Origin of the sequence: Pseudomonas sp. CFBP13528, assembly GCF_005233615.1 — a bacterium.
Lineage (GTDB): Bacteria > Pseudomonadota > Gammaproteobacteria > Pseudomonadales > Pseudomonadaceae > Aquipseudomonas > Aquipseudomonas fluorescens_AM.
Map to the genome: position 1 here is coordinate 316,783 of NZ_QGAJ01000004.1, position 25,160 is coordinate 341,942.

Genomic DNA, 25,160 nt, shown 5'->3' on the forward strand with positions numbered 1-25,160 from the left:
TGAAAAGGCCGGGGTCTTTTTTTGCGTGCGTTAAAGCCTGCGACTTATGCTTCTCACGTCTTCTTGCCCGAGAACCTGAGTTTGCCCCAGGTCAGCCCGATGACTGCGGCCAGGGTCGAGGCCGTCAATACGCTCAGCTTGGCCGCCGAGAGCAAGGCCGGGTCGGAGAACGCCAGGGACGAGATGAAGATCGACATGGTGAAACCGATCCCCGCCAGCAGGCCGACCAGGCCGACACCTGCCCAGCTGACGCCGTCCGGCAGCCTGCAGAGGTTGAGCTTGACCAGGGTGACACTGGCCAGCATCACGCCCAGGGGTTTGCCGAGCACCAGGGCGAAGATTACGCCCATGAACACGCCGTGGGGCAGGGGATCGTCCAGGTTGAAGCCGCTCAGGCTGACGCCGGCGTTGGCCAGCGCGAACAGCGGCATCACGCCGAACGCCACCCACGGGTGCAACGCCGATTGCACCCGCTGCACGGGCGGTAACAGCTCGCGCTGTGCGTGGCGCAATTGCTTGAGTGGCTGGGCAACCTGTCCGGGGCCTTCCGGCGACTGCGAGAAGCGCTCCATCAATTCGGCGAACGTACGGCCGATGGTGTCCAGCGGACGCTCGGTGGTGGGCTTGGAGTTGACCGGGGTCATCAGTCCCAGGATCACGCCGGCGAGCGTCGGGTGAACGCCGGTCTTGAGCAGGCCGAACCACACAATTGCTCCGGGCAGCAGGTAGATAGCGGCTTTGCCGATGCCCATGCGCTGGAAAACCACCACCAGCGCAAGCCCGGCGGCGGCAATCACCAGCCCCATGTAGTCGAGGCTGGCGGTGAAGAAAACGGCGATGATCAGGATCGCCACGATGTCATCGATGATTGCCAGGGCCAGCAGCAAAACACGCACGCCACTGGGAATCGACTTGCCCAACAGTGCCAGCACGCCGACAGCAAAGGCGATGTCTGTCGCGGTGGGCACGGCCCAGCCACTGGCGGCGGCGGTGCCGTGGTTGAGCAGGGTGTAAATGATCGCCGGCATCAGTACGCCGCCCAGCGCGGCACCCAATGGCAAGGTGGCCAGCTTCAGGTTGGCGAGCGCGCCGTCCTTGATTTCCTGACGAATCTCGGCGCCCACCACCAGGAAGAAGATGGTCATCAGGCCGTCATTGACCAGGAAATGCAGGGAGCGCGACACGCTGTAGTCGCCCAGCCCAAGGGTGACCGGCGTGTTCCAGAAGTGCTCATAGGTGTCGGCCGCTGCACTGTTGGCCCAGATCAAGGCCACGATGGCGGCCAATAGCAGGACGATGCCGCTGACGGCCTCAATATGTGAATAGCGCTCGAGGGCAGACAGCGCGCCCTCGGTCAAACGCTGGGGGCGGGGGATAGCGGGGTGTTTATCAGGCACGACAAAGCTCCATTGGCGGCCCGACCAACGCTTAACGTTTAACCTGCGCTGTGCCCTATGCAGCAACGCACCCAGGACGATAATAGGAAGTTGGGGAATAAGTTGTAAACAAACTTGTCATAATCATTGGCGCCGTTCAAAAAACCTGTGACGTTTTACCGACAGGAATGCGCGCGCCAACCCCTCGTTCTGTTGCACAATACCGCCCGGACTGTTTTTCTCAGGATTTTCGATGTCGACATCATTTCACTTGCGAAACCTCGGGTTGGCGCTGGTGCTGGCGGGCGCGGCGGGTTGCTCGTCACCCAAGACCGCTATTTACGAGCATGAGAATTTCGACGACTCCGGTACGTTTTCCCGCGATTACCCGGTGAGCGATATAGCGGCCTGTGAAGCGGCGCGCCGTGCCCTGCTGAGCCAGGGCTATATCATCACCAGCAGCGATCCGAAGCTGGTGGCCGGCAACAAGAGTTTCCAGCAGACCGGCGAGACCCACCTGCAGATCAGCTTCAACGTGGTGTGTGCCGCCGATGGCAAAGGCAGCAACCATTCGACGATGTTTGCCAACGCCTTGCAGGACCGCTATGCGCTGAAGAAGGTCAACAACTCCGCAAGTCTTGGGGTTGGGGTGCTGGGTTCGGTGTCGATGCCGATCGGCTCCACCGATGACTCGATGGTCAAGGTGGCGAGCGAGACCGTCTCGGCGCCCAAGTTCTATGAGCGTTACTTTGCCTTGGTGGATGTGTTCCTGCCCCAGGAAGTGAAGCAGGCTGAGCATATACCCGAGAAGCCCAAGGATGAGCTTGGCATGCCTGAACCGAAAGCCGCGCCGGCCACCGAGAAGCTTGAAACACCTCAAGAAGCGCCCGCAACCCCTGCCGGTGCGCAGCCACTGGCACCGCCACCGGAGGCCGAACCCATCGCGCCGAGCGTAGAGCCAATGCCGCAGACGGCACCAGAGACCCCAGCCATAGAGTCCGCGCCCGCGCCGACCAACCCCAGCCTGCCGGCGCCGACAGAGGCGATTCCAGCCCTGCCAACGCCAGCGCAATGACTCAGACCGTTACGGGGTCAGTCTTGTCGACGTTGATCCCGTAGCGGTTGATTGCCTCCGCGATTTTGTCACGACCGATCACACCGTCATCCGCCAGTGCCTTCAACGTCGCCAGCACGATGAAGTGGCGGTCCACTTCAAAAAACTCGCGCAAGGCTTCCCGGGTATCCGACTGCCCGAAACCGTCGGTTCCCAGCGCCACAAAGCGGCGGCCGTGTACGAAGGGGCGAATCTGATCGGCGAATAATTTCATGTAGTCCGTCGCTGCCACCACCGGCCCGGCTTTGCCGACAAGGCACTGCTCCACGTAGCTCAGACGCGGTTCACTTTCCGGATGCAGCAGGTTCCAGCGCTCTACGGAGTGCCCGTTACGGCGCAGCTCGGTCAGGCTGGTGACGCTCCAGACATCGCTGTATAGACCGAAGTCTTCCTCGAGCAGTGCCGCTGCAGCGATGACTTCGCGCAGGATCGAACCGCTTCCCATGAGTTGCACCCGCGCATCCGGGTGTGTGCTCAGCGGATACATCCCTTTGAGAATCCCATCTTCCACGCCTTCGGGCATTGCCGGGTGCGGGTAGTTTTCGTTGAGCAGGGTGATGTAGTAGTAAATGTCTTCCTGTTCGACATACATGCGCCGCATGCCCTCGCGAATAATCACCGCCAGCTCGTAGGCAAAGGTCGGATCGTAGGCCACGCAGCAAGGCACTACCGAGGCCAGGATATGGCTGTGCCCGTCGTCATGCTGCAACCCTTCGCCCATCAAGGTAGTGCGCCCGGCCGTGGCACCCAGCAGAAAGCCGCGGGCTCGTGCGTCGCCCGCTGCCCAGGCCAGGTCGCCGACGCGCTGGAAGCCGAACATCGAATAGAAAATATAGAACGGTAGCGTCATCAGTCCATGGTTGCTGTAGGACGTACTCGCCGCGATCCAGGAAGAAATGGCACCTGATTCATTCAGGCCTTCCTGCATGATCTGTCCGTCCTTGCTCTCTTTGTAGTAGCTCAGTTGCCCGGCGTCCTGCGGGGTGTAAAGCTGGCCGACGGCGGAGTGGATGCCGATCTGCCGGAACAGGCTTTCCATGCCGAAGGTGCGCGACTCGTCCGGCACGATGGGGACGATCAGCTTGCCCAGATGCGGGTCTTTGAGCAGCGTGCCGAGAATGCGGACAAACGCCATGGTGGTGGAAATAGCGCGCTCGCCGGTGTCCTTGAGTTGAGTGGCGAATACGGACAGGGGTGGAATAGTCAACGGGGCCACATCAGTGTGCCGGGCGGGCACATACCCGCCCAGCGCCTGGCGCCGGGCATTGAAGTAGCGGGCTTCTGCGCTGTCGGCAGCCGGCTTGAGGTAAGGGATTTCGTCGAGCTGGTCATCGGCCACGTCCAGCCCGAAGCGGTCGCGGAAGGCTTTTACCGCGTCGGCACCCATCTTCTTCAATTGATGATTGATGTTCTGGCCTTCGCCAGCTTCGCCCATGCCGAAGCCCTTGACGGTCTTGGCCAGGATCACCGTGGGCTGGCCCTTGTGGCGCACTGCGGCGGCGTAGGCGTTGTAGACTTTGAGCGGGTCATGGCCGCCCCGTGAGAGTTTCCAGATATCGGACATGTCCGCAACCAGTGCGAGCAACTCCGGGTATTTGCCGAAGAAATGCTCGCGCACGTAGGCGCCATTCTGGGATTTGTAATTCTGGTAATCGCCGTCCACGCATTCCATCATGCGCTGGCGCAGCAAGCCGCTGCGGTCCTTTTCCAGCAGCGCATCCCAGCCACCGCCCCAGATGACCTTGATCACATTCCAGCCGGCGGCGCGGTATACACTCTCGAACTCCTGAATCACCTTGGCATTACCGCGCACCGGGCCGTCCAGGCGCTGCAGGTTGCAGTTGACGACGAAGATCAGGTTGTCGAGTTTTTCGCGACCGGCCAGGGAAATGGCGGCCAGCGATTCCGGCTGGTCCATCTCGCCGTCACCGAGGAACGCCCATACCTTGCGACCCTGGTGTTGCTTGAGGTCGCGAAACTCCAGGTAACGCATGAAGCGCGCCTGATAAGCCGCAGTGATCGGCCCCAGGCCCATGGACACTGTAGGGAATTGCCAGAAGTCCGGCATCAGCCGTGGGTGAGGGTAGGAAGACAGCCCTTCGCCACCGGCCTCGCGGCGAAAGTTATCCAGTTGGGCCTCGTTGAGGCGGCCTTCCAGATACGCGCGGCCGTAGATGCCAGGGGAGGAGTGGCCCTGGATGTACACGAGGTCGCCGTCAAAGGTGTCGGTTCGGCCACGAAAGAAATGGTCAAAGCCTACGTCGTACAGCACTGCGGCTGACGCATAGGTCGCAATATGCCCACCCACGCCTGAGTGTTTGCCGGCACGCAATACCATCGCCATGGCATTCCAGCGGATAAACGCATTGGTCCGCCGTTCAATGTCCAGGTCGCCGGGGTAGGGCAGTTGGCGCTCGACAGCAATGGTATTGACGTAAGGGGTGGTCACGCGCCCGTAGAAGTCGCCATGGCGCGCGACGTCGAAATCCAGCAGTTGGTCGATCAGGTAATGGGCGCGAGGGCGGCCTTCGGCAGACAGCACCGATTCGATGGAGTCCAGCCACTCGCGGGTTTCCTGCGGATCGTTGTCCAGGGATGCTGCGTTATTGGGATTCATATGAGACTCCAGGGTAGGCGGATTCCGGGCGGCGAACACCTTGTGGGCGTGCTGCGATGTAGTTGCAATTGCAACGATATGCCGGAATTTAGCCCGGGATGAGCTACTATTGCAACCTTCTTGAAATTTCCCGGATGGTGTTGCATGTCGTCGAAAGAGCCTGATGTATGGTTCCGTTTTGTCAGGGCCCACAGGACGGTCATCCGTGAGATCGAGCGCCGTCTGGGTGAAGCGCAACTGCCGCCGTATGCCTGGTACGACGCGCTGTGGGGCTTGGAAAGCGGTCCTGAAGGCACCCGCCGCATGCATGAATTGGCCGATGTGCTGGCCATTGAGCGTTACAACCTCACGCGCCTGGTCGACCGCCTTGAAAAGGACGGCCTGGTGGTGCGTTCGCGTTCCGACGGTGATGGCCGCGCGGCGTTTGCCTCGATCACCGAGGCGGGTCGTACGCTGCGCAAAAAGATGTGGAAAATCTACGAAAGCACCGTGGATGAGCTGTTTTTGTCGCAAATCGAGCCTGAGCATCGCCAGGCGTTTGCCGATGCACTGCAGCGTACGGCGGGGTTGGCGATGGAGGCCGGCGTGCAAACCCGTAGCCGGCGCAAGGCATGAATGTGATCAAACGTGGCCGGGTCATTTCAGGTCATACCGTTGCAGGGCTTCTTCCACTGTTTGTGTATCGACATGCCCTTCATCGGCCAACGCCTTCAAGGCCAGCACTGCAATCCAGTAGCGGTTCGGCGCGCCTGCCTGCACCGAGCCTGCGCCCAGCGCTACGAAGCGTGTGTCCACATGCGCGGCCAACGGGTCGACGACCGCCTGCGGGTAGCCAGTGACGGCAATCACCGGTGTTCGGCTCCCCGCCAGGCAGTCGCGCAGATGGCTGCTGCGTCTGGGCGCGCATGGATGCAGGCGGTTCCAGCGCTCAGCCGCCGCCGCCTCGCGGGCCAGTCGGGTGTAGCTGGGGCAACTCCATACGTGCGCCGTGATACCCCATTGCTGCTCCAGCAATAGCGCGGCGTGCAGGACCTCTTCCAAGGCTCGACCGGCACCCAGCAAACGCACGTGCTCCACGCCGGCAGTGCGCCGGACGGGGTACATGCCCTTGATCGCACCTTCGCGGTCCAGCGTCTGCGGTGCGAGGGTGCTGTGCTGATCATGCAGCGCCAGGTAATAAAACCCTGGCTGGCCATCCACGTACAGCGTACGTAACCCGCCCAGCACGATGGCCCGTGCCTCTTCGCCCGAGGCCGGGTCATAGGGCGTACAGCGTGGATGGCTCGCCAGCCACAATGGCAGCGACGGTTGCGCGCCCTTCGGCCACGGGGATGGCTGGGTTTCACTGTCATTGCACAAAATGCCGCGCTGGGCGGTCTGGTGTGACAGTGCACACAGCTGTGCAGACGACGTGGCGCTGTGCAGGTAGAGCATCGGTTTTTCTCCGGTATTGCACGCAAACCAGGTGGGCCAGTTACCCGGGCGCCGACTGCGCGACTGGCCGCGAATCACCCAGGCCTGGCGGCTGGATTCCAGCGCGCCGGCCATGCTCAGGACCGTGTACAGCGGTGAGCTGCGCGAGTAGGCGCGCGTGTCAAGTGCGTCGATGCACAGCTGCGCAGCGAGTGCGGTAGAGGCGGGCATGGGGCGTGGCTCCTGGCGACAGAGGTGCCTACCCTAATGGAATTGGTCAGTTGATTGCAATTGCAATGATTGCAATAGTGCCTCGGTCTTCCGGCTAAATCAGTCCGCCGCTGCCGCGTTTAATCTTCACGTGCGGGAACATAAAGGCGCAGACATTTTTTCGTCATGACGGCACTTTAGTCTGGTCGTGCAGGTCATTAATTGCGCTGGCGCTTTTATCTCAACAAGGAGTCCACCATGGACGATTACCAGGAAGAACTGCTGGAGTACCAGGCATTCGAACTCGACCCACTGGATCCGGTCGACGATGCCACCGAGCTGTAAGCCCGACTTCAGGCGGAATGCCGCTGACTGCGGCGAAATTCCCCTGGGGTCTGGTTGTTCCAGCGCCTGAAGGCGCGTTGGAAGGCTTGGGCTGAGGCAAAACCGAGCAAGTAGGCGATCTCGCCAAAGGCCAGTTCCGTGTCGCGAATGTAGGTCATGGCCAGATCGCGGCGGGTATCGTTGAGAATCGCGCGAAACTGCGTGCCTTCGTCGGCCAGTTTACGGCGCAGCGTCCAGGTGGGCAGCTTCAGGCGTGCCGCCACTTCTTCCAGGTCGGGTTCCCGGCCACCATTGAGCATCGGCCCCAGCAGCCGAGTAATGCGCTCGCGCAGGCTGCGGGTGCGGGTCAGTTGCTCCAGTTCCCTTTCACACAGCTGTAACAACAGGTGCCAGGTACTCGGGCAGTGCTGTGGGTTGCGCAGGGCCAGGGTGGCCTGGTTAAGGCGTAGTTGATTGCTGTCGGCGCCGAACTGCACCGGACTGTCTCCCAGCACGCCATACAACGAGCTGTATTCGGGGACCTGGAACTCGATTTCGATACGCTGCGCCTGCACCGGCTGTTGCGCCAGGCTCGACAGTTGATGCAGCCAGCCGGCGATGATCGAGTCCACCACAAAGCGGTTATAGGCATTGTAGGGGCTGATGGAATAGAACCGCAGCCAGGCGCCTTCGGCGTCCTCATGAAAGCTCGATTGCCCACGGTAGTTGGAGCCATACAGCGGTTCGAAGCGGGTCAGCGTGCGCGCGGCCTCGCGTACGGTCGGAGCCTGGGCGGCGGTCACCCCGGCGAGCCCGGCCTGGCTCAGGCGACTGAGCTGACCCATGCGCAGGCCCAGCCCCGGATCACCGGTCAGTTGGATGGCCGCATGCCCCAGGCGCATATAGCGCGGGATCGACAAGCGCGCACCCGCTTCCGCCAGGCGTGCCGGGTCCAGGCCGTATTGCAGCAACAAAGGTTGCGGGTCAAGGCCGTGGCTCTGGATGGCATCGGCCAGGGTGTGCACGAAGCCCACCGACAGATCCCCCAGGCGCACCGGCTTCACGCGGTTACAGCCAGATATTGAGCAGGCGCGCGCCACGGGCTTCGCCGTCGGCGAACAGTTGCCCGTTGCGGCTCAGAAAGCTCTGCCCGGCGCTGCCCAGGTCCCAGAACTGGCCACGCAAAAACACGCTCATGCCCGCTGTGGCCTGGCTGATCGGTGGTTGGCTGATCAGGGTCAGGCGGCGCCAGGCTTCGCCCTCGCTGGTTTCTTCGGGCTTGAGGCTGACTTCCGAGGGGGTCGATACGCTCTTGAAGCCGCGCCACGGGCGGTCCCAGGTGTCACGTCCGGTCACATAGGCCGGCACGGCAATCAGTTGGGCGCCTTGTTCATTGAGCTTGCGGTAGTTATCCGGGTACCAGCTGTCGCTGCCGATCAGCACCCCCAGGCGCCCGGCCGGGGTGTCGACCACGCTGACGATGTTTTCATCGCCGGGTTCGATGAAGCCGCGCTCGTCGTAGATCGGATAAAGCTGACGCTGCGGCTGGCCCAGGGGCAAACCATCGGCGGCAAATACCACGCTGACGTTGTACAGCGCGCCATGGCCGACCTGCAGTTGCCCCAGGGTCACACTGGGGTTGGGCAGGGCGATGGAACCGGCCACCAGGGTCACGCCGAATTCCTTGGCCAGGCCGCCGAACAGCACTTGGTAATCGCGCGCCATGCCGGGGGCTTTCATGCGCAGGTACGCATCATCCATGCGGTTGTCGCCGGTGGCGCTGATCCAGGCGCGCAGGAACGGCAACGGGTTGCTGATCGACAGCCAGTTCATCGCGTCCTTGAGGTGAGTGGCCTGGTACAGCTCGTTTTTCTCGCCGGCCAGCATCAGCCAGGTGCCGACATGTTCCGGCAGCACGACGACGGTCTTGTCGTTGATCAAACCCTGTTCGCGGGCCTTTTGCAGGTAGGCCGAGAGCTTCAGGTGCAGGCGCTCCAGGCTCTGGTAATCGGCGGGGAACAGCTCCGGCTGGATGCCCAGCAGGTTGCCACGCTCGGCCGGCTGGCCTTCATTGACCGCGAGGGTGATGCGCAGGTCCGACAGGTAATGCGCCACAGGGCGCTCCTGGGTCCAGACCAGATACGCGGCGAGGGCGGCAACCAGGGCCATGGTGACGGTGAATATGAGTAATTTGCGCATGGGGCAACAGACAACAGACCGGGGGCAGGGTTCGCGACTAGGGTAGGTCCCCTGGCCCGGCTTGCCAAGGGTTGCTGTGCATTTGGATCAATAAGTTGTGAGTTTCAGTCATTGAGCGGTAGGTGATCGCCTCTTAGTCTGTGGGACATAAACCGATGGGGTGCCATTCGAGCCCTCCACGTCCCGTGATGATCCGTTGTGGAGCTGTACCATGACCGCTGCTGCCTACCCGCACCTGCTGGCCCCGTTGGACCTGGGTTTTACCACCCTGCGCAACCGTACCCTGATGGGTTCGATGCACACTGGCCTGGAAGAAAAGCCCGGCGGTTTCGAGCGCATGGCGGCTTATTTCGCCGAGCGTGCCCGTGGCGGCGTCGGCCTGATGGTGACCGGTGGCATAGGCCCGAACGATGAAGGCGGCGTGTATGCCGGTGCGGCCAAGCTGACCACCGACGAAGAGGCGCAAAAGCACCGGATTGTCACCCGGGCCGTCCACGACGCCGGTGGCAAGATCTGCATGCAGATCCTGCATGCCGGGCGTTATGCCTACAGTCCCAAGCAGGTGGCGCCGAGTGCGATCCAGGCACCGATCAACCCGTTCAAGCCCAGGGAACTGGACGAGGAGGGCATCGAGAAGCAGATTCAGGATTTCGTCACCTGCTCGCTGCTGGCCCAGGTCGCCGAGTACGACGGCGTGGAAATCATGGGTTCCGAAGGTTACTTCATCAACCAGTTCCTGGCCGCCCACACCAACCATCGCACCGACCGCTGGGGCGGCAGCTTTGAAAACCGTATGCGCCTGGCCGTGGAAATCGTGCGCCGGGTGCGTGAAGCGGTCGGCCCGAATTTCATCATCATTTTCCGCCTGTCGATGCTCGACCTGGTCGAGGGCGGCAGCGTCTGGGGAGAAGTCGTGCAGTTGGCCAAGGCCATCGAGCAGGCCGGCGCGACCCTTATCAATACCGGTATCGGCTGGCACGAAGCGCGTATCCCGACCATTGCCACCAAAGTGCCGCGCGCCGCGTTCAGCAAGGTCACCGCCAAGTTGCGGGGCGCGGTGCAGATTCCGCTGATCACCACCAACCGCATCAACACCCCGGAAATCGCCGAGCAGATTCTCGCCGAGGGCGATGCCGATATGGTCTCGATGGCGCGGCCGTTTCTCGCCGATCCGGAGTTCGTCAACAAGGCCGCGGCCGGGCGCGCCGAGGAGATCAATACTTGCATCGGCTGCAATCAGGCGTGCCTGGACCACACCTTCGGCGGCAAGCTGACGACCTGCCTGGTCAACCCGCGGGCGTGCTATGAGACCGAGCTCAACTACCTGCCCGTGCAGCAGATCAAGAAAATTGCGGTCGTCGGTGCAGGTCCTGCCGGGCTGGCTGCTGCTACCGTGGCTGCCGAGCGCGGGCACCAGGTGACCTTGTTCGATTCGGCCAGCGAAATCGGCGGTCAGTTCAACATCGCCAAGCGCATACCGGGCAAGGAAGAGTTTTTCGAAACCCTGCGCTACTTCAAACGCAAAGTGCAGACCACCCACGTCGAGCTGTGCCTCAACACCCGTGTTGATGTGGCGCAACTGGTGGCGGGCGGTTATGACGACGTGATCCTGGCCACCGGTATCGCACCGCGTACGCCGGCGATCCCGGGTGTGGAGAACGCCAAGGTGCTCAATTACCTGGACGTGATCCTGGAGCGCAAACCGGTCGGCAAGCGCGTGGCGGTGATTGGCGCGGGCGGTATCGGTTTTGACGTGTCGGAATTCCTGGTGCACCAGGGCGTGTCCACCAGTCTGGACCGCGAAGCGTTCTGGAAAGAGTGGGGCATCGACACTCAACTTGAGGCCCGTGGCGGCGTGGCCGGGATCAAGCCCGAGCGCCATGCACCGGCGCGTGACGTGTTCCTGCTGCAACGCAAGACCTCCAAGGTCGGCGACGGCCTGGGCAAGACCACCGGCTGGATCCACCGTACCGGCCTGAAAAACAAACAGGTGCAGATGCTTAACAGCGTCGAATACCTGAAGATCGATGACGAAGGCCTGCATATCCGCATCGGCGCCGAGGGTGAGCCCCAGCTGCTGGCGGTGGACAATATCGTCATCTGCGCCGGCCAGGACCCGCTGCGCGAACTGCACGACGGCCTGGTCGCCGCCGGGCAGAACGTGCACCTGATCGGCGGTGCCGATGTGGCGGCAGAGCTGGACGCCAAGCGCGCCATCAACCAGGGCTCGCGCCTGGCCGCCGAGCTGTAAGTCGACGAAAGGGGGCGGTGGTAGACTGCCGCTCCTTTTCATGCAGATAACTTCCCGATGGGCCCTTTCGACTGGCTGCCTCACGCGCCCCTTGAACCTGTGCAGCTCGACTGGCTGAACGGGGTCGAGTTGGCGGTGCTGCGCCTGGACCGTATCGACCCGCTGATCAGCGGCAACAAGTGGTTCAAGCTCACCGAGCACCTGAACCAGGCCCGCGACGCGGGGGCTGACGGCATCATCAGCCTCGGCGGGGCGTACTCCAACCATCTGCACGCACTGGCGGCGGCCGGCAAGCGCTTTGGCTTTCCCACGGTCGGCCTGTTGCGCGGCCATCCTCAAGACACACCCACCGTGCTCGACCTCAGGGCGTTTGGCATGCAATTGCATTGGCTAGGTTACGGCGGCTATCGCGCACGCCATGAGCCGGGCTTCTGGTTGCCCTGGCGCGAACAGTATCCGCATCTTCATCCGGTACCGGAGGGCGGCGGCGGGCTGGCCGGAGCGCTGGGCTGCGGGGTGCTGGTCGAGCAGGCGCAGGCGCAGTTGAGCCAGCTCGGTTGGGCGGATTACGACGGCTGGTGGCTGGCAGCGGGCACCGGTACGACGTTGGCCGGGTTGGTCTTGGCCGAGGCCGGCAGGCGTACGGTCTACGGCGCATTGGCAGTGCCGGACGATCACGGTGTAGCGCAGAACGTAAGTGCCATGGTGCACAACGGTTACGCACTGATCGACGCCAGCCGAGGCGGCTTTGCCAAGGTCGATCCGCTGCTGCTCGATTTTATCGCACGCACCGAACAGGCCAGCGGTGTGCCGTTGGAGCCGCTCTACACCGGCAAGGCGCTGCTGGCGTTGAAGCAACAGATCGAGGCCGGACGCTTCGCCCCCGGTACGCGCCTGATCTTCATCCACACCGGCGGCCTGCAAGGCCGCCGAGGTTTCAACGTATAGAGCGGTCCCGTTGTGGGAGGGGGCTTGCCCGCAAAGACGTCGGCCCAGCAAACACTGGTGTCGGTTGACCCACCGCTATCGGGGGCAAGCCCCCTCCCACAGGGGGTCTGCGCTAACTGACTGGCATCAGGGCTTGCCCTCGCTGAGGTGTATCAGTCGATGGATGTGTTGGCTGACTCAACGCGATCGGAAGCAAGCCCCCTCCCACCCGGCATCATTCGCAACGCCGTATTGTCGCGCAGCACGTAGTGATGAAAGATTCCCGCCAGCGCATGCAGCCCGATCAGCCAGTAACCGATCTGGCCGAACAGCACATGCCAGCCTTCGATCTCCTTGGCCAGTGCCTTGTTTTCAGCGATCAGCGGCGGCAACTCCATCCCGTAGAACATCACCGAATGCCCCTCGGCACTGACGATCAGCCAGCCGGCAATCGGCATGCCGATCATCAACGCATACAGCGCGACGTGGGTCAGCGTCGCCAACAGGCGCTGCCAGGGCGGCGGCGCCGGCACGATCTGCGGCGCCACGCCCAGGCTGCGGGCGAACAGGCGCAGCCACACCAGCACAAACACGGTGAGACCGAACATAAAGTGCATTTCGACGATCAGCGTGCGCGCACCGCTGCCTTTGGGGAACTGGCCGCGTAACTCAATGCAGGCGTAGACCACCGCCAGGAGCACCACCATCAACCAGTGCAATGCAATCGACATGGTGCTGTAGCGCGTATCGGAATTTTTCCACGGCATCGTTGGGTCCTCACTCATCAGGGCATACCTCCGTTCTTTGACGGAGTGGGTTAACTGTATGCCTGTTTGAAGCGCTTCGCCTGTTGTGAATGCCGGTGCATTGACCTTCGTCAGTTGCTTTGCGGCATTTCCCCACGAGCCAGGCGTGCGTTGATATCGACGATAACCTGCGGCAGATCGGTAATGGTGTCCACGAGATAGTGCGGGCGCGAGCCTTCGAACATCGCTTCGATACGCTGGCGCTCGCTGGCCAGTGTGGCGCTGTCCAGCGCCCGGAACTGCTCATAAGTCAAGCCCAGGGCGTTGCCGGAACAGGTCAGGGCCACGGTCCACATCCCGGCGCGTCGGCCTTCGAGGATACCCGGCACGGTGTCGTCGACTTTCACGCACGCCGCCACATCGTCAATGCCCAGCGCGATCACGTTAGCCAGCGCCTGGGCCGGCCATGGGCGGCCATTGGGCACCTCGTCGGTGGCGACCACATGGTCGGCCACGTAGCCGTTGCTGGCGGCCAGGGCGACCACCTTGTCCATCACTTGTTTGGGATAGCCGGAACAGGAGCCGATCTTGATGCCCTGGGCGCGCACGCCGGCAAGGGTGTCCAGGGCTCCGGGGATCAGGGCCGAGTGTTCGGCGATTTTCTCGATCTGCAGTGGCATGAAGCGTTGGTAGAGGGCAGTCACGTCTGCGTCGGTGGGCGTGCGGCCGAAGGCCTTGCGATAACGTTCCGCGACCTGCGGCTGGTCGCAGAGGGTGCGGATATGGTCCCACTTGCCCATGCCCATCGGGCCACGGGCTTCTTCGATGGACACCTGCACGCCGAATTCGGCGAAAGCTTCGACAAAAATCTGCGTGGGGGCAAAGGAGCCGAAGTCGACCACGGTGCCGGCCCAGTCGAGGATGACGGCCTGGAGGGAGGTGGGGTTTTGATAGTTCATGGTGCGGGTCCTGTGTAAGGGGGCAATCAAATGTCCAGCACATCCATTTCCTGCAGCGCCTCGGCGATGGCGTTGACCGCCGCCTGCATGCCGATCGCGTCGACATGGCCGATGCAGCCCACGCGGAAGGTGTCCACCTGGGTCAATTTGCCCGGATAGAGGATGAAACCCTTGGCCTTGACCCGTTCGTAAAAGTCCGTGAACTGGTAGCGCGGGTCTTTCGGTGCGTGGAAGGTGACGATGATCGGTGCCTGGATCGCCGCCGGCAGGAAGCTGCGCAGGCGCAGTTCGGCCATGCCGTCCAGGAGCGTGCGGCAGTTATCGGCGTAACGTTGTTGGCGGGCGGGCAGGCCGCCTTCTTCATGGTATTGCACAAGCGCTTCGTGCAGCGCGGCGACCACGTGGGTGGGCGGGGTGAAGCGCCACTGGCCGGTGCGGGCCATGTAGCTGTGCTGGTCGAACAGGTCCATCGCCAGGGAATGAGAGTTGCCTCCGGCCGCAGCCAGCGCGGTCTTTTCGGCGAAGACGAAGCCCATGCCCGGCACGCCCTCCAGGCATTTGCCGGACGCGGCGATCAACGCGTCGAAGGGCACTTGCCGCGCATCGATCGGCAGTGCGCCGAAGGAACTCATGGCGTCGATGATCAAGCGCTTGCCGTGGCGTTTGACCACCTCGGCGATCTGCGCCAGCGGGTTGAGGATGCCGGTGCTGGTTTCACAGTGGATCAGCGCGACATGGGTGATCGCGGCGTCGGCGCGCAGCAGGCGGTCCACATCGGCGGCGGTGGTGGGCTCGTCTTCCGGGGTTTCGAAGCTGCTGTACGCGCGGCCAATGACTTCACAGATCTTCGCCAGACGTTTGCCGTAGGCGCCGTTGATCAGCACCAGCACCTTGCCGTCACGCGGCACGAGGGTGCCGATGGCGGCTTCGACGGCGAAGGTGCCGCTGCCCTGCAACGGCACGCAATGGTGACTGTCAGCGCCATGGATGATCGCCAGCAAGTGCTCGCACACACGGGCGGTGAGGTGGTTGAAAGGCTCATCCCATGAACCCCAGTCCACCATCATCGCCTGGCGCGTGCGGTCGGAAGTGCTCAGGGGGCCTGGGGTCAGCAGGAGCGGCGCAGCAGGGGTCATCTCGGGTCCTCGTAAAACAACGGGTCGACTCTACGGCGCCTAAATTGCAGTTTGGCTTGTCATCAATCAAATTGTTTGTTGTTATGCGAGCTATCAGTGAGGCCGATAGCCATGAACCTGTTTCAACTGCGCGCATTCGATGCGGTGGCCCGCGAGGGCAGTTTTACCCGTGCAGCCGCCCGGCTGTTCATCAGCCAGCCGGCGGTGACCGGACACATCAAGGCCCTGGAAGAGCACTACCAGATCCCGTTGCTGCGCCGCACTGCGCGGCGGGTCGAGTTGACCGAGGAGGGCGCACGCCTGGCGGCGATCACCCGGGCGATCTTCGGCCTGGTGGATGAGGCGCAGGCCATGCTCGAAGCCAACCGCCAATTGCTCACCGGGCGCCTGGAAGTGGCGGCGGACGGACCGCATCTGGTGATGCCGATGATCGCGCGGCTGCGCGTCCTTTATCCGGGCGTCACCGTGAATCTGCGCCTGGGCAATGCCCAGGAAACCCTGGCGGCGTTGTTGTCCGAGCATGCAGATGTGGCGGTGTTGACCGAAGTGGAGCCGCGCAATGGCCTGCACCTGCACCCCTTGGGCGAGTCACGTATTTGCGCGCTGGTGCCGGCCATGCATGCGTGGGCGGGGCAGGCCGAGGGCATTGCACTGTCAGCGTTGAACGAAGAGATCATGGTGCTGCGCGAGCCCGGTTCCATCACCCGGCGTACCTTTGACGACGCCTGCAGGGCTGCCAATGTGCGGCCCAGGCTGCTGCTGGAACTGGACAGTCGGGAGGCGGTGACCGAGGCCGTTGCGGCCGAGTTGGGCGTCGGGGTGGTGTCGTCGATGGAGGTCAGCCCGGACCCGCGTGTACGCGCTGTGCCGATCCGGGGCGATGGCCTGCTGAACCGGCATTGGCTCGGCTGCCTGGAGCGGCGCCGGTCGTTGCGCTTGATCCAGGCCTTTTTCGAGTTGGCGCCTTGAGGGTTTTTTGGTGGAACGATGCGTTGCTGCGCTATAAACTCTGCCCCCAAAGCGCCGGCCAGTAGACGTTTCGGCGCCATGGATAGTAGAGAGTGAGTCATGGGCGCACAGTGGAAAGTCAAACATAAAGAAGCGGCAGCCAATGCCAAGGGCAAGATTTTCGGCAAGCTGGTGAAAGAAATCACCATCGCCGCCCGCAATGGTGCAGACACCTCGACCAACGCTCACTTGCGTCTGGTGGTGGAGCAGGCCAAAAAGGCCTCGATGCCCAAGGAAACCCTGGACCGCGCGATCAAGAAGGGTGCCGGTCTGCTCGGTGAGACCGTGCAGTACCACCGCGTCACCTACGAAGGTTTCGCGCCGCACCAGGTGCCGTTGATCGTCGAGTGCGTCACCGACAACATCAACCGCACCGTGGCGGAAATCCGCGTGGCGTTCCGTAAGGGCCAACTGGGGGCTTCCGGCTCGGTGGCCTGGGACTTCAACCACGTCGGCCTGATCGAGGCATCGCCGGACACCCCGGACGCTGATCCGGAAATGGCCGCCATCGAAGCCGGCGCCCAGGACTTTGAAGACGGCGAAGAAGCAGGCACCACCTTGTTCATCACCGAAACCACCGACCTGGACGCGGTGCAGAAAGCCTTGCCGGAACAGGGCTTCACCGTGCTGTCGGCCAAGCTGGGCTACCTCTCGAAGAACCCGGTCAGTGGGTTGACCGACGAGCAGATGGCCGAAGTCGAGGCGTTCCTGGAAGGCCTGGACAACCATGATGATGTGCAGGATATGTTTGTCGGCCTGGCTGGCTGATCATCACTGACTAAATGAGCTCAAATGTGGGAGGGGGCTTGCCCCCGATAGCATTGGGTCAGGCATAGACAATGTGGCTGATCCACCGCCATCGGGGGCAAGCCCCCTCCCACATTTGTTCCAGTGGTGTCAGAGCGCGCTCAGCAAGCTTTCGATCTCGTCGAAACTTGGTCGCGCCAGCACCTGTGGCTGACAGCAGCCGAGTTGCAGTTCAACCAGCTCGTCTGCCACTGCCCCCTCGACCCGCGCCAGCAACTCCCCCAGCAGCACGCCGAACGCGCGCACTTCAATGCGCTGCAGCGCCTTGGTTTCCAAGGTGTCCGCCGTGGCATGGAATGACGCCGCGCCAAAATCCCCCAGCAAACAATCACCCGCCGCATTCCACAAAATATTGTGGCCATACAGGTCGCCGTGGGTAATGCCGTGCCGGTGCAGGTGCGCGGCGACCGAGGCGATACCGCGCGCCATGCGCAGTGCCACGTCCAGGCTGAAACGGGTGCCGGGTGAGTAGACATCCCGCGTGCACGACGCCAGGCTCGGCAGCGCCGCGAGGTTGCGATAACTCGGGTCGATCAGGTCCATCACCAATGCAGCCTGGTGATCGGGGTGACCGCTGACGCGGCCTTGGACCTTGATCAGGTTGGGATGCAGCCCGGCGGCGATGCAGGCCTGCATTTCATGCAGCGGTGAACCGTCGCTGGTGATGGTGCCTTTGTACAGCTTGACCGCGACCGGCAACGCCCGAGGTTTCCATAGCGCCTTGCGAATAATCCCCGAAGCGCCTTCGCCCAGCACCTCGCCCAGTTGCAGGTCGGTCCAGGGAATGTCCGGCGTGGCATCAGCAGTCACCGTCACGGCCATTTCCACCGGATTGCCGGCATACGCCAGCCACGTCAGGCTGGGCATGCTCAGCAGCCACTGCGGCAGGTGGGTCAGGCGGTTGGAAGCGATGCGGATCAATTCAAGGTTTTCGCACTGGGCCAGGCTGGGCGGCAGCTGCGTCAGTTGGTTGCCGGCCAGCATCAGCTTTTGCAGCAGCGGGCGCTGGCCGAGTTCGTCGGGCAACCGGCTGATGCAGTTGTCGGTGAGGATCAGCCAGCGCAACTGGGGCGGCAGAGCGGCCGCCGGCACAGTGTCGATCCGGTTGGCCTTGAAGCCGATCATGCTCAGCTGGGCGCAGCGGCCCAGGCATTCGGGCAGTTCGGTGAAGGCATTGTCCGAGCAGAACAGCACGCGCAGGTGCCGCAGGCGGTGCAGGTCGTCCGGCAGGCTGCTCAAGGCGTTGCCCGTGAGGTTGAGGATTTCCAGCGAGTCGGCCAGTTCGAAGATTTCCCGGGGGAATTCGGTCAGCCCGCAGGCCAGGTCCAGGCGGGTGGCGCCGGCCAATTGGCCGGCCTTGAGTTGGGCGAGGGTATTGATCAACGGCGCGGTCACTCGGCAAGGGGGCGTGAAAAGGCGCTCATGATACCGGGTCGCGCGCAACTTGCGTGCCGCACTGGCGTAATTGCCCCAGGCGGCTGGCGGTACGCGCAAGGTCGATGGCCTTGCCGCCCAAGGCGTGCTCCAGTGGCTGCGCGCCGATCAGGATCAGCTGTTTGTCGCGGTCGTAAAGCACGTCCACCAGGTTGATAAAACGTTGTTGCACGGCAATCGGGCAGTCGGCGAGGTGAGGCAGGCCGTCGATGATCCAGTGGTCGAAGTCCTGGCACAGCAGCAGATAATCCATCACGGCGGTGAGCTGTTCGCACAGATCGTTGAACGTAAAGGCGATGCTGCGCGCTTCACGGCGGCGGCACTGCAACGGCCGGTTGCCCACGGTCAAGGGCAGCGCCGGGCAATCCGCAGCCGGCAGCCCGAGCGCCTCACGTTGCGCCACGCTGCCTGGCCAGATGTACCTGCCGGTGCTGAAGCGCTGCTCGGCATGGGCCTGGGGCAGGCGGCGAAAGTCCTCGGGGGCACTGACTTCCAGCACGTCCATGCGCGCCGCGATCAAGTCGATCACCGGCTTGAAGCGCTGGTGATACAACGGGTTGGGCAGCAGGCCCTCGGGCGCATAGTTGGACGTCACCAGCACCAGCACACCGCGTTGGAACAAGGCCTTGAACAGACGGCTGATGAGCATCGCATCGCCGATATCGTGCACGTGGAATTCGTCGAAACACAGTACGCGGCAGCCCGCCAGCCGTTCGTCCAGGGCGACGGCCAACGCGTCGTCCTGCACGCGATGTTCGAACATGCCCCGGTGCAGGTCGGCGAAAAAGTCGTGAAAGTGCACGCGCTGTTTCTGGGTAATCGGCAGCGCCTGGAAAAAACCATCGAGCAGCCAGCTCTTGCCGCGTCCGACCGGGCCGTGCAGGTACAGGCTGCGGGCGGGCCGGCCGCCGAGCAGGTGTTCGGTTTCGCGGGCCAGCGCGGCAATGGCGCGGGTCTGTCCGGCGCTGAGGGTATAGCCCTGCTGCTCAGCCTTGTGCCGGAAAAATGCAGTGATGGGCGATGCGCCCGCCTGTTGGGGGGGAGTGCCCAGCAGGCGGCGGATCAGGGAAAGCACGGTCAAGGCGCGTCACTCTTGTTTCGGTGGTCGCTCACTTTAGGACGCTCGCCACGATTTGACCAACACCCAGGCGGCAGCCAGCCCCCCCGGAACAGCCAGACGCGGGGTATTCCTGACCAGACTGGCAGATTTGCGCCAAGTGGCTACCCTTATACGCAGGAGCCACCCCTGTATAAGGATTTTGGGGCAGTGAAGGAACGGACAGTACTGGCAGTCATGGGCACGATGCTCTGCAACACGGTGTTCGCGGCGCAGCTGCAAGTGGTGGTGCGCATCGATGTGCAGCGCGGTTGCCAGTTGGTGGGTACCACGCGCACTGCGGGCATCGAACAGCTTGGCGTGTTGGATTTTGGCAGCGGACCGCGTCTGGATGACCCGGCCGGGACGTTGAGTGCCGTGCTGATCAGCCAGCGCCAGCCACGCCTGGAATGCAATCCCGATACACCCTATCAAGTGCGCGTCGACGGTGGCCTGCATGGCGGCGTCGGTGAAGTGCGCTATCTGGCCAATGGCGCGCCGGCGAGCAAACCCATCCCCTATCGCATCTATGCCGACGCCGCGCGGTTGATCCCGTTGCCGGTGGATGTGCCGGTCAGCGGTCGCGTGCCGGACAGCGGCTCCGTCGACCTGCCGCTGTTCGGCCGTATCGAGCCGCTCAAAGACATTCCCGCCGTCGGCCGTTATTCCGACCTGCTCAAGGTTACGGTCACATGGTAAGTCGTTTTCTGGCCGTGATCGCGCTGGGCAGCCTGCTGTTGCTGGCCGAAGACGCGCAGGCGGCCGCCGCCAGCGGGCAGATTCAGGCGCGGCTGGTGATCACCGCCAGCTGCGAGGTCAACAAGAGCGTCGAAACGGCGCCCGTGACGCCCGAGGGCGGTACCGCGATGCTGGATTTCGGCAGCCAGGGACCGACCTGGAACGACACCCTGGGCGCGGCCGTTTCCGCCGGTGACAAAACTCCGCTGTCGGTGTCCTGCAGCCCGTCTGTGGCCAGCAGCTTCACGGTGACCATCGACGGTGGCACCAATGGCGACGGCATCACGCGGCGCCTGAGCAATGGTCGCCAGTCCATTCCCTATCAGCTGTGGGCCGACCCTCTGGGTCGCAGCGCCTACAGCATCGGCGAGCAACGAAACTTCGCCATGACCCACGACACCCAGGTACCGATCCCGGTATTCGGCTCCGTGGTGGCGAATACCAGGGCCTTACCGGCCGGCATTTACACAGACACCCTGACGGTGACTCTGGATTGGTAAACCATGAGGATGACGATCATGCATGTACTCGTATCTCGATTAGGCGCCTGTGCCCTGGGCCTGACGATGGCTTCCAGCCTCAACGCGGCGACCACCGTGACCGGGCAGATCAGCTCCAGCCTGACCTTGATTGCAAGTTGCCAGGTCAACGGCTCCGGTGCGGCGACCGGGTTGAACTTCGGTAGCCTCAACTTCGGTACCACCAATAGCTTGTTTACCAACGCTGACGCCCAGTTGCTGGGGGGCACCGGCACCGGTGGTGCGTTGTCGATCGTGTGCTCGGCCGGCACTACGCCCGCTGTCAAAGTGCGCGCCGGTGCCCATGACGGTGCCTCGCCGGGCGGTACTCGCGCATTGGCCGATGGCGCGGGCAATTTCGTGCCCTATGACTTCTACACCGACAGCGGTTTCTCCTCGCTGCTGGCGATCGATGGCGTGATTACCCTCGCCGCCAGTACCGGTGTGGCGCAAACCGTAGGCCTGTATGGACGCGCAGTGGGCAAGCCGGGCCTGCCGGCGGGCGTCTACACCGACACCGTGGCCGTGGAACTGACGTTCTGACGATGTGGCTCAGAGTGTGGTTGGCCTGTGGGTTGGTGTTGCCACTGCCGTTGTCGGCGGTGACCAGCCAGAGCTTCCAGGTCAGCGCAACCGTCACGCCGGGGTGCCTGATCGTGGGCGGTGGCAGCAACTACGGCGCGCTGACCTATGGCAGCTATTCGGCCCTGGCCACCAGCACGGTAACCGCCGCCCTTACCGGCGGCGTGACCCTGCAATGTACGCCGGGGGTAGCGCTGAGCATGAGCGTCGACGGCGGGTTGCACAGCGGCAGTGGGCGCAATTTGCAGCTCAACAGCGGCAGCGCGCGGGTGCCTTATCAATTGTTTCGCGATGCGGCGTTCAGCCAGAGCCTGGGGATCAGCCAGAGCGTCAGCGTGAGTTACAGCGATGCCAACACCATCCGCCTGCCGATCTACGGGCGGGTGGTACTGCCGGGCAATCAGCCGGGGGGGACGTACAGCGACACGTTGCAGGTGCAACTGTCGTGGTAGGACTATGGGAATAAGGAGTGGTTTTATGCGTTTAGCTTCCCGGCGGTTGTGCGCCGCGGGTGTTGTCTTGAGTGCCCTGTGCACGAGCGGGCTTGTGCAGGCGGCCAGCTCGGTGTTGATCTGGCCCATCGACCCGGTGCTGGAGGCCGACCAACAGGCCAGTGCGCTGTGGCTGGAGAACCGTGGCAGCGAGGCCGCCAACCTGCAGGTGCGCGTGTTTGCCTGGAGCCAGAACGGCTTCGACGAGCAGTACCAGAACCAGCGCGACGTGATCGGCAGCCCGCCGGTGGCCAGGATCGAACCCGGTCAGAAGCAACTGGTGCGCCTGACCCGCACCCGTGAAGTACCGCCAGGCCGGGAGTTGGCCTATCGCATCATCATCGATGAAATACCCTCGGCGCTGCAGGTGCCCGCGCCACCGGAGGGCAAGAATACGGCGGCGGCGATTCGTTTCCAGATGCGCTATTCGGTGCCGTTGTTTGCCTACGGCGCCGGCCTGTGGAGCAAGGACGACGCCACCCGCCAGCGCGACCCCAAGGGCGCCGGCCAGCCGCAATTGAGCTGGAAGAAGGTCAACGTGGCCGGGCGCAGCTATATCGAGGTGCGTAACCAGGGCGCCGTGCATGCGCGGTTGACCGATGCCTCGTTCAAACAGGGCGGCCAGACCCGGCCGCTGGTGGAAGGGCTGCTCGGCTACGTATTGCCGGGGGCGACCATGCGCTGGCCGATGCCGGGCGATGTGCCGGGCGACCAGCCGTTGCAGGTCAGGATCAACGGCGCGACGCAAGTGGAGAGCCTTGCGCCGACACGGTAAACAGTGTGTCGCGGGACGGGTGCACGCCCGGGTTTTAACAGGATGGAGATGTCCATGGAAGGACGCGGTGCCACAGTGAGTCGTGGTTGGGCTCGTGGTATATGGCCGTCGGTGGCAGTGGTAAGCGGGCTGTGGGGCGCTGCGGTAGCGGGCGATCTACCGCCGCCGCCGAGCAGCATGGAGGCGGTTGCCGACGCACAGCTGTTTCTGCAATTGGTGGTCAACCAGATGGACACCGGCCGCGTCATCGCGGTCGACCAACGCGCCGGGCGGCTGTTCGTGCCGGCCAGCGCCTTGCAGGACGTGGGCATGAAGCTGCCGGGTGACCCCGACGGGAGCGTGGCCCTGGACACGGTGCCTGGCCTGCACAGCGATTACGACAGCAATGGCCAGCGCCTGCTGCTGGATGTACCACCGTCCTGGTTGCAGGAGCAGTTCATCGGCAACCGCAACACCTACCCGCGCACCCAAGCCATGAGCAGCTTCGGCGCCTTGCTCAACTATGACGTGTATTTCAACGACACCGACGAAGGCGGCAGCTACCTTGCGGCCTGGAACGAGGTGCGTCTGTTCGATAACTGGGGCACCTTGTCCAACACCGGGCAGCTGCGCCAGACCCTGTCCAACGGCATCGGCAACAGCACGCTCAACAACGGTTACCGCCGCTACGACACCACCTGGCGCTTTTCCGATGATGAGCGCCTGCTCACTTACGAGGCCGGCGATGTGATCAGCGCTGCGTTGCCCTGGAGCAGCTCGGTGCGTCTGGGCGGGGTACAATTGTCGCGCGATTTTGCCGTGCGTCCGGACCTGGTGACGTACCCCTTGCCGCAATTTGCCGGTGAGGCGGCGGTGCCCTCGTCGGTCGACCTGTTCATCAATGGCTACAAGACCGACAGCGCGCAGTTGCAACCCGGGCCTTATACGCTGACCAACATTCCGTTCATCAATGGCGCCGGCGAGGCTGTGGTCGTCACCACCGACGCCCTCGGTCGTCAGGTGTCGACCACCGTACCCTTTTATGTCACCAGCACCTTGCTGCAACACGGCCTGACGGATTTTTCCGTGGCCGCAGGGACCTTGCGCCGTGACTACACCTTGCGCGACTTCGGCTACGGACCGGGCGTGGCCAGCGGCACGTTCCGCTACGGCTATTCCGACAACCTGACCCTGGAAAGCCACGCCGAGGCGTCCAGCGACCTGACCCTCGGCGGGCTCGGCGGCAACCTGCGCCTGGGCAATGTCGGCGTGCTCAATACGGCCGTCAGCCAGAGCCGGTTCGACAGCCACAGCGGTCGGCAATTGAGCCTCGGCTATCAGTACAACGGCACGCGCTACAGCCTGATGTACCAACGTGTCGAACGGCGCGACGGGTATGCCGACCTGACCCTGGTCGACACGCCCTACGCCCGCCTCAGCAAGCGCAGCGAGCAAGTCACCCTGAGCCTCAACCTCGAGCGGTTCGGCAGCCTCGGCCTGGGTTATTTCGACGTGCAGGCGGCGGACGATTCGCGCACACGCCTGCTCAACCTGAGCTGGAGCAAACCGCTGTGGCGCAACTCCAGCGTGTATCTGTCGGCCAACCGCGAAATCGGCGACAGCAACTGGGCGATGCAGGCGCAACTGGTGATTCCGTTCGACCTCAACGCCAGCCTGTCCCTGAGCACCGAGCGCGGCAAGGACGGTGCCAGCCGCCAACGCATCAACTACAGCCGCGCGGTGCCCAGCGAAGGCGGGGTGGGCTATAACCTCGGCTACGCCCAGGGCGATACCCCCACTTATCGCCAGGCCGACCTGACCTGGCGCCTGCAGTCGGTGCAGTTGCAGGCCGGTGTGTACGGCAGCAGCGATGCCCAGACACGCTGGGCGGATGCCAGCGGCTCGCTGGTGTGGATGGGCGGTAACACCTTCGCCGCCAACCGGATCAACGATGCCTTTGTGGTGGTGAGCACCCAAGGGTTCGCCGGCATTCCGGTGCGCTATGAAAACCAGTTGGTCGGCGAGACCGACAACAAGGGCCACTTACTGGTGCCCTGGAGCAGTGCGTATTACCGCGCCAAATATGAAATCGACCCGCTGAACCTGCCACCGAATGTGCAGAGCCCGAATGTGGAGCAGCGCGTGTCGGTGCGCCGTGGCAGCGGCTACCTGTTGGAGTTTCCGTTGCGCCGGGTGATCGCCGCGAGCATCACGCTGGTCGACGGTCAGCACCAGGAGTTGCCGCTGGGCAGCCTGGTGGTGCATGAACAGAGCAACACCCAGGCGGTGGTGGGCTGGGACGGCCTGGTCTATCTGGAAAACCTCAGCGCCCACAACACGCTGCAGGTCACGCTCGGAGAAGGTCGCACCTGCCAGGCGAGATTCGATATCGATGCGCACCAACAGGACGTGCCGTTGATCGGTCCGTTGGTCTGCCAATGAAGGAATGAACAGGGAGTG

The 25,160-nt window shown here is 63.3% G+C and carries 23 protein-coding genes; 13 read left to right on the forward strand and 10 right to left on the reverse strand.

What is annotated here, in order from left to right; translation table 11 throughout:
* Positions 1-53 precede the first annotated feature (53 nt).
* A complete protein-coding gene (gene nhaA, locus PspCFBP13528_RS10985) occupies positions 54-1,397 on the reverse strand; it encodes a Na+/H+ antiporter NhaA (protein WP_137200201.1) in 1,344 nt (447 codons plus the stop codon).
* Positions 1,398-1,629: 232 nt separating this feature from the next.
* On the opposite strand from nhaA, the gene PspCFBP13528_RS10990 reads away from it, so the two are divergent.
* Positions 1,630-2,451, forward strand: coding sequence for a DUF2242 domain-containing protein (locus PspCFBP13528_RS10990; RefSeq protein WP_137200202.1), 822 nt, complete (start codon positions 1,630-1,632; stop codon positions 2,449-2,451).
* A 1-nt stretch (position 2,452) separates the two neighbouring features.
* Here the strand turns inward: PspCFBP13528_RS10990 and aceE are convergent, their stop codons facing one another.
* The gene (gene aceE, locus PspCFBP13528_RS10995) at positions 2,453-5,107 is read right to left on the reverse strand and encodes a pyruvate dehydrogenase (acetyl-transferring), homodimeric type (RefSeq protein WP_137200203.1); all 2,655 of its coding nucleotides are present in this window, start codon (positions 5,105-5,107) and stop codon (positions 2,453-2,455) included.
* Positions 5,108-5,251: 144 nt separating this feature from the next.
* Here aceE and PspCFBP13528_RS11000 point away from each other — a divergent pair, with 144 nt between their 5' ends.
* Positions 5,252-5,722 carry a MarR family transcriptional regulator gene (locus PspCFBP13528_RS11000; protein WP_065953054.1) on the forward strand — a complete coding sequence of 157 codons (471 nt, stop codon included), beginning with the start codon at positions 5,252-5,254 and terminating at the stop codon, positions 5,720-5,722.
* A gap of 21 nt (positions 5,723-5,743) precedes the next feature.
* Here PspCFBP13528_RS11000 and PspCFBP13528_RS11005 read toward each other — a convergent pair whose 3' ends face one another.
* Complete coding sequence (locus PspCFBP13528_RS11005; protein WP_101220062.1) at positions 5,744-6,751, reverse strand: pyruvate dehydrogenase; 1,008 nt, start codon at positions 6,749-6,751, stop codon at positions 5,744-5,746.
* A 201-nt stretch (positions 6,752-6,952) separates the two neighbouring features.
* Here PspCFBP13528_RS11005 and PspCFBP13528_RS28050 point away from each other — a divergent pair, with 201 nt between their 5' ends.
* The gene (locus PspCFBP13528_RS28050) at positions 6,953-7,075 is read left to right on the forward strand and encodes a hypothetical protein (RefSeq protein WP_256544619.1); all 123 of its coding nucleotides are present in this window, start codon (positions 6,953-6,955) and stop codon (positions 7,073-7,075) included.
* Positions 7,076-7,083: 8 nt separating this feature from the next.
* Here PspCFBP13528_RS28050 and PspCFBP13528_RS11010 read toward each other — a convergent pair whose 3' ends face one another.
* Positions 7,084-8,118, reverse strand: a complete 1,035-nt coding sequence (locus PspCFBP13528_RS11010) for an AraC family transcriptional regulator (RefSeq protein ID WP_137200204.1) — start codon at positions 8,116-8,118, stop codon at positions 7,084-7,086.
* 4 nt (positions 8,119-8,122) lie between these two features.
* Entirely contained in the window at positions 8,123-9,253 is a 1,131-nt protein-coding gene (locus PspCFBP13528_RS11015; RefSeq protein ID WP_065953057.1) for a carbon-nitrogen hydrolase family protein, read from the reverse strand.
* A gap of 211 nt (positions 9,254-9,464) precedes the next feature.
* Between PspCFBP13528_RS11015 and PspCFBP13528_RS11020 the strand changes: the two genes are divergently transcribed.
* Together PspCFBP13528_RS11020 and PspCFBP13528_RS11025 are read left to right on the forward strand one after the other, a co-directional pair.
* The gene (locus PspCFBP13528_RS11020) at positions 9,465-11,504 is read left to right on the forward strand and encodes an NADPH-dependent 2,4-dienoyl-CoA reductase (protein WP_137200205.1); all 2,040 of its coding nucleotides are present in this window, start codon (positions 9,465-9,467) and stop codon (positions 11,502-11,504) included.
* A 57-nt stretch (positions 11,505-11,561) separates the two neighbouring features.
* Positions 11,562-12,452 (forward strand): pyridoxal-phosphate dependent enzyme, encoded by an 891-nt coding sequence (locus PspCFBP13528_RS11025; RefSeq protein WP_137200206.1) that lies wholly within the window; start codon positions 11,562-11,564, stop codon positions 12,450-12,452.
* Between the two features lie 152 nt (positions 12,453-12,604).
* Here PspCFBP13528_RS11025 and PspCFBP13528_RS11030 read toward each other — a convergent pair whose 3' ends face one another.
* The 3 genes from PspCFBP13528_RS11030 to PspCFBP13528_RS11040 form a co-directional block, all read right to left on the reverse strand.
* Positions 12,605-13,198, reverse strand: a complete 594-nt coding sequence (locus PspCFBP13528_RS11030) for a cytochrome b (RefSeq protein ID WP_065953060.1) — start codon at positions 13,196-13,198, stop codon at positions 12,605-12,607.
* A 110-nt stretch (positions 13,199-13,308) separates the two neighbouring features.
* Positions 13,309-14,136: a phosphonoacetaldehyde hydrolase gene (gene phnX, locus PspCFBP13528_RS11035; protein WP_101220067.1), complete on the reverse strand. Its 828-nt coding sequence runs from the start codon at positions 14,134-14,136 to the stop codon at positions 13,309-13,311.
* Between the two features lie 26 nt (positions 14,137-14,162).
* The gene (locus tag PspCFBP13528_RS11040; protein WP_137200207.1) at positions 14,163-15,272 is read right to left on the reverse strand and encodes a 2-aminoethylphosphonate--pyruvate transaminase; all 1,110 of its coding nucleotides are present in this window, start codon (positions 15,270-15,272) and stop codon (positions 14,163-14,165) included.
* Positions 15,273-15,383: 111 nt separating this feature from the next.
* Between PspCFBP13528_RS11040 and PspCFBP13528_RS11045 the strand changes: the two genes are divergently transcribed.
* Both PspCFBP13528_RS11045 and PspCFBP13528_RS11050 read left to right on the forward strand, forming a co-directional pair.
* Complete coding sequence (locus PspCFBP13528_RS11045; protein ID WP_137200208.1) at positions 15,384-16,241, forward strand: LysR substrate-binding domain-containing protein; 858 nt, start codon at positions 15,384-15,386, stop codon at positions 16,239-16,241.
* Between the two features lie 99 nt (positions 16,242-16,340).
* A complete protein-coding gene (locus PspCFBP13528_RS11050) occupies positions 16,341-17,048 on the forward strand; it encodes a YebC/PmpR family DNA-binding transcriptional regulator (RefSeq protein ID WP_065884874.1) in 708 nt (235 codons plus the stop codon).
* Positions 17,049-17,177: 129 nt separating this feature from the next.
* Here PspCFBP13528_RS11050 and PspCFBP13528_RS11055 read toward each other — a convergent pair whose 3' ends face one another.
* Positions 17,178-18,467 (reverse strand): protein kinase, encoded by a 1,290-nt coding sequence (locus tag PspCFBP13528_RS11055; RefSeq protein WP_137200280.1) that lies wholly within the window; start codon positions 18,465-18,467, stop codon positions 17,178-17,180.
* A gap of 40 nt (positions 18,468-18,507) precedes the next feature.
* Entirely contained in the window at positions 18,508-19,602 is a 1,095-nt protein-coding gene (gene zapE, locus PspCFBP13528_RS11060) for a cell division protein ZapE (protein WP_137200209.1), read from the reverse strand.
* Between the two features lie 222 nt (positions 19,603-19,824).
* Between zapE and PspCFBP13528_RS11065 the strand changes: the two genes are divergently transcribed.
* Genes PspCFBP13528_RS11065 through PspCFBP13528_RS11090 form a run of 6 tightly spaced genes read left to right on the forward strand, consistent with a single transcriptional unit; the run spans position 19,825 to position 25,142 of the window.
* Complete coding sequence (locus PspCFBP13528_RS11065; protein ID WP_137200281.1) at positions 19,825-20,316, forward strand: spore coat U domain-containing protein; 492 nt, start codon at positions 19,825-19,827, stop codon at positions 20,314-20,316.
* A complete protein-coding gene (locus tag PspCFBP13528_RS11070) occupies positions 20,310-20,855 on the forward strand; it encodes a spore coat protein U domain-containing protein (protein WP_065953066.1) in 546 nt (181 codons plus the stop codon). The genes PspCFBP13528_RS11065 and PspCFBP13528_RS11070 overlap by 7 nt, the downstream gene beginning before the upstream one ends.
* 18 nt (positions 20,856-20,873) lie before the next feature.
* Positions 20,874-21,416, forward strand: coding sequence for a spore coat protein U domain-containing protein (locus tag PspCFBP13528_RS11075; protein ID WP_065953067.1), 543 nt, complete (start codon positions 20,874-20,876; stop codon positions 21,414-21,416).
* A 2-nt stretch (positions 21,417-21,418) separates the two neighbouring features.
* Positions 21,419-21,907: a spore coat U domain-containing protein gene (locus PspCFBP13528_RS11080; RefSeq protein WP_137200210.1), complete on the forward strand. Its 489-nt coding sequence runs from the start codon at positions 21,419-21,421 to the stop codon at positions 21,905-21,907.
* A gap of 25 nt (positions 21,908-21,932) precedes the next feature.
* Entirely contained in the window at positions 21,933-22,721 is a 789-nt protein-coding gene (locus PspCFBP13528_RS11085) for a molecular chaperone (RefSeq protein ID WP_065953069.1), read from the forward strand.
* 42 nt (positions 22,722-22,763) lie between these two features.
* Positions 22,764-25,142 carry a fimbria/pilus outer membrane usher protein gene (locus PspCFBP13528_RS11090; RefSeq protein ID WP_137200211.1) on the forward strand — a complete coding sequence of 793 codons (2,379 nt, stop codon included), beginning with the start codon at positions 22,764-22,766 and terminating at the stop codon, positions 25,140-25,142.
* Positions 25,143-25,160 lie beyond the last annotated feature (18 nt).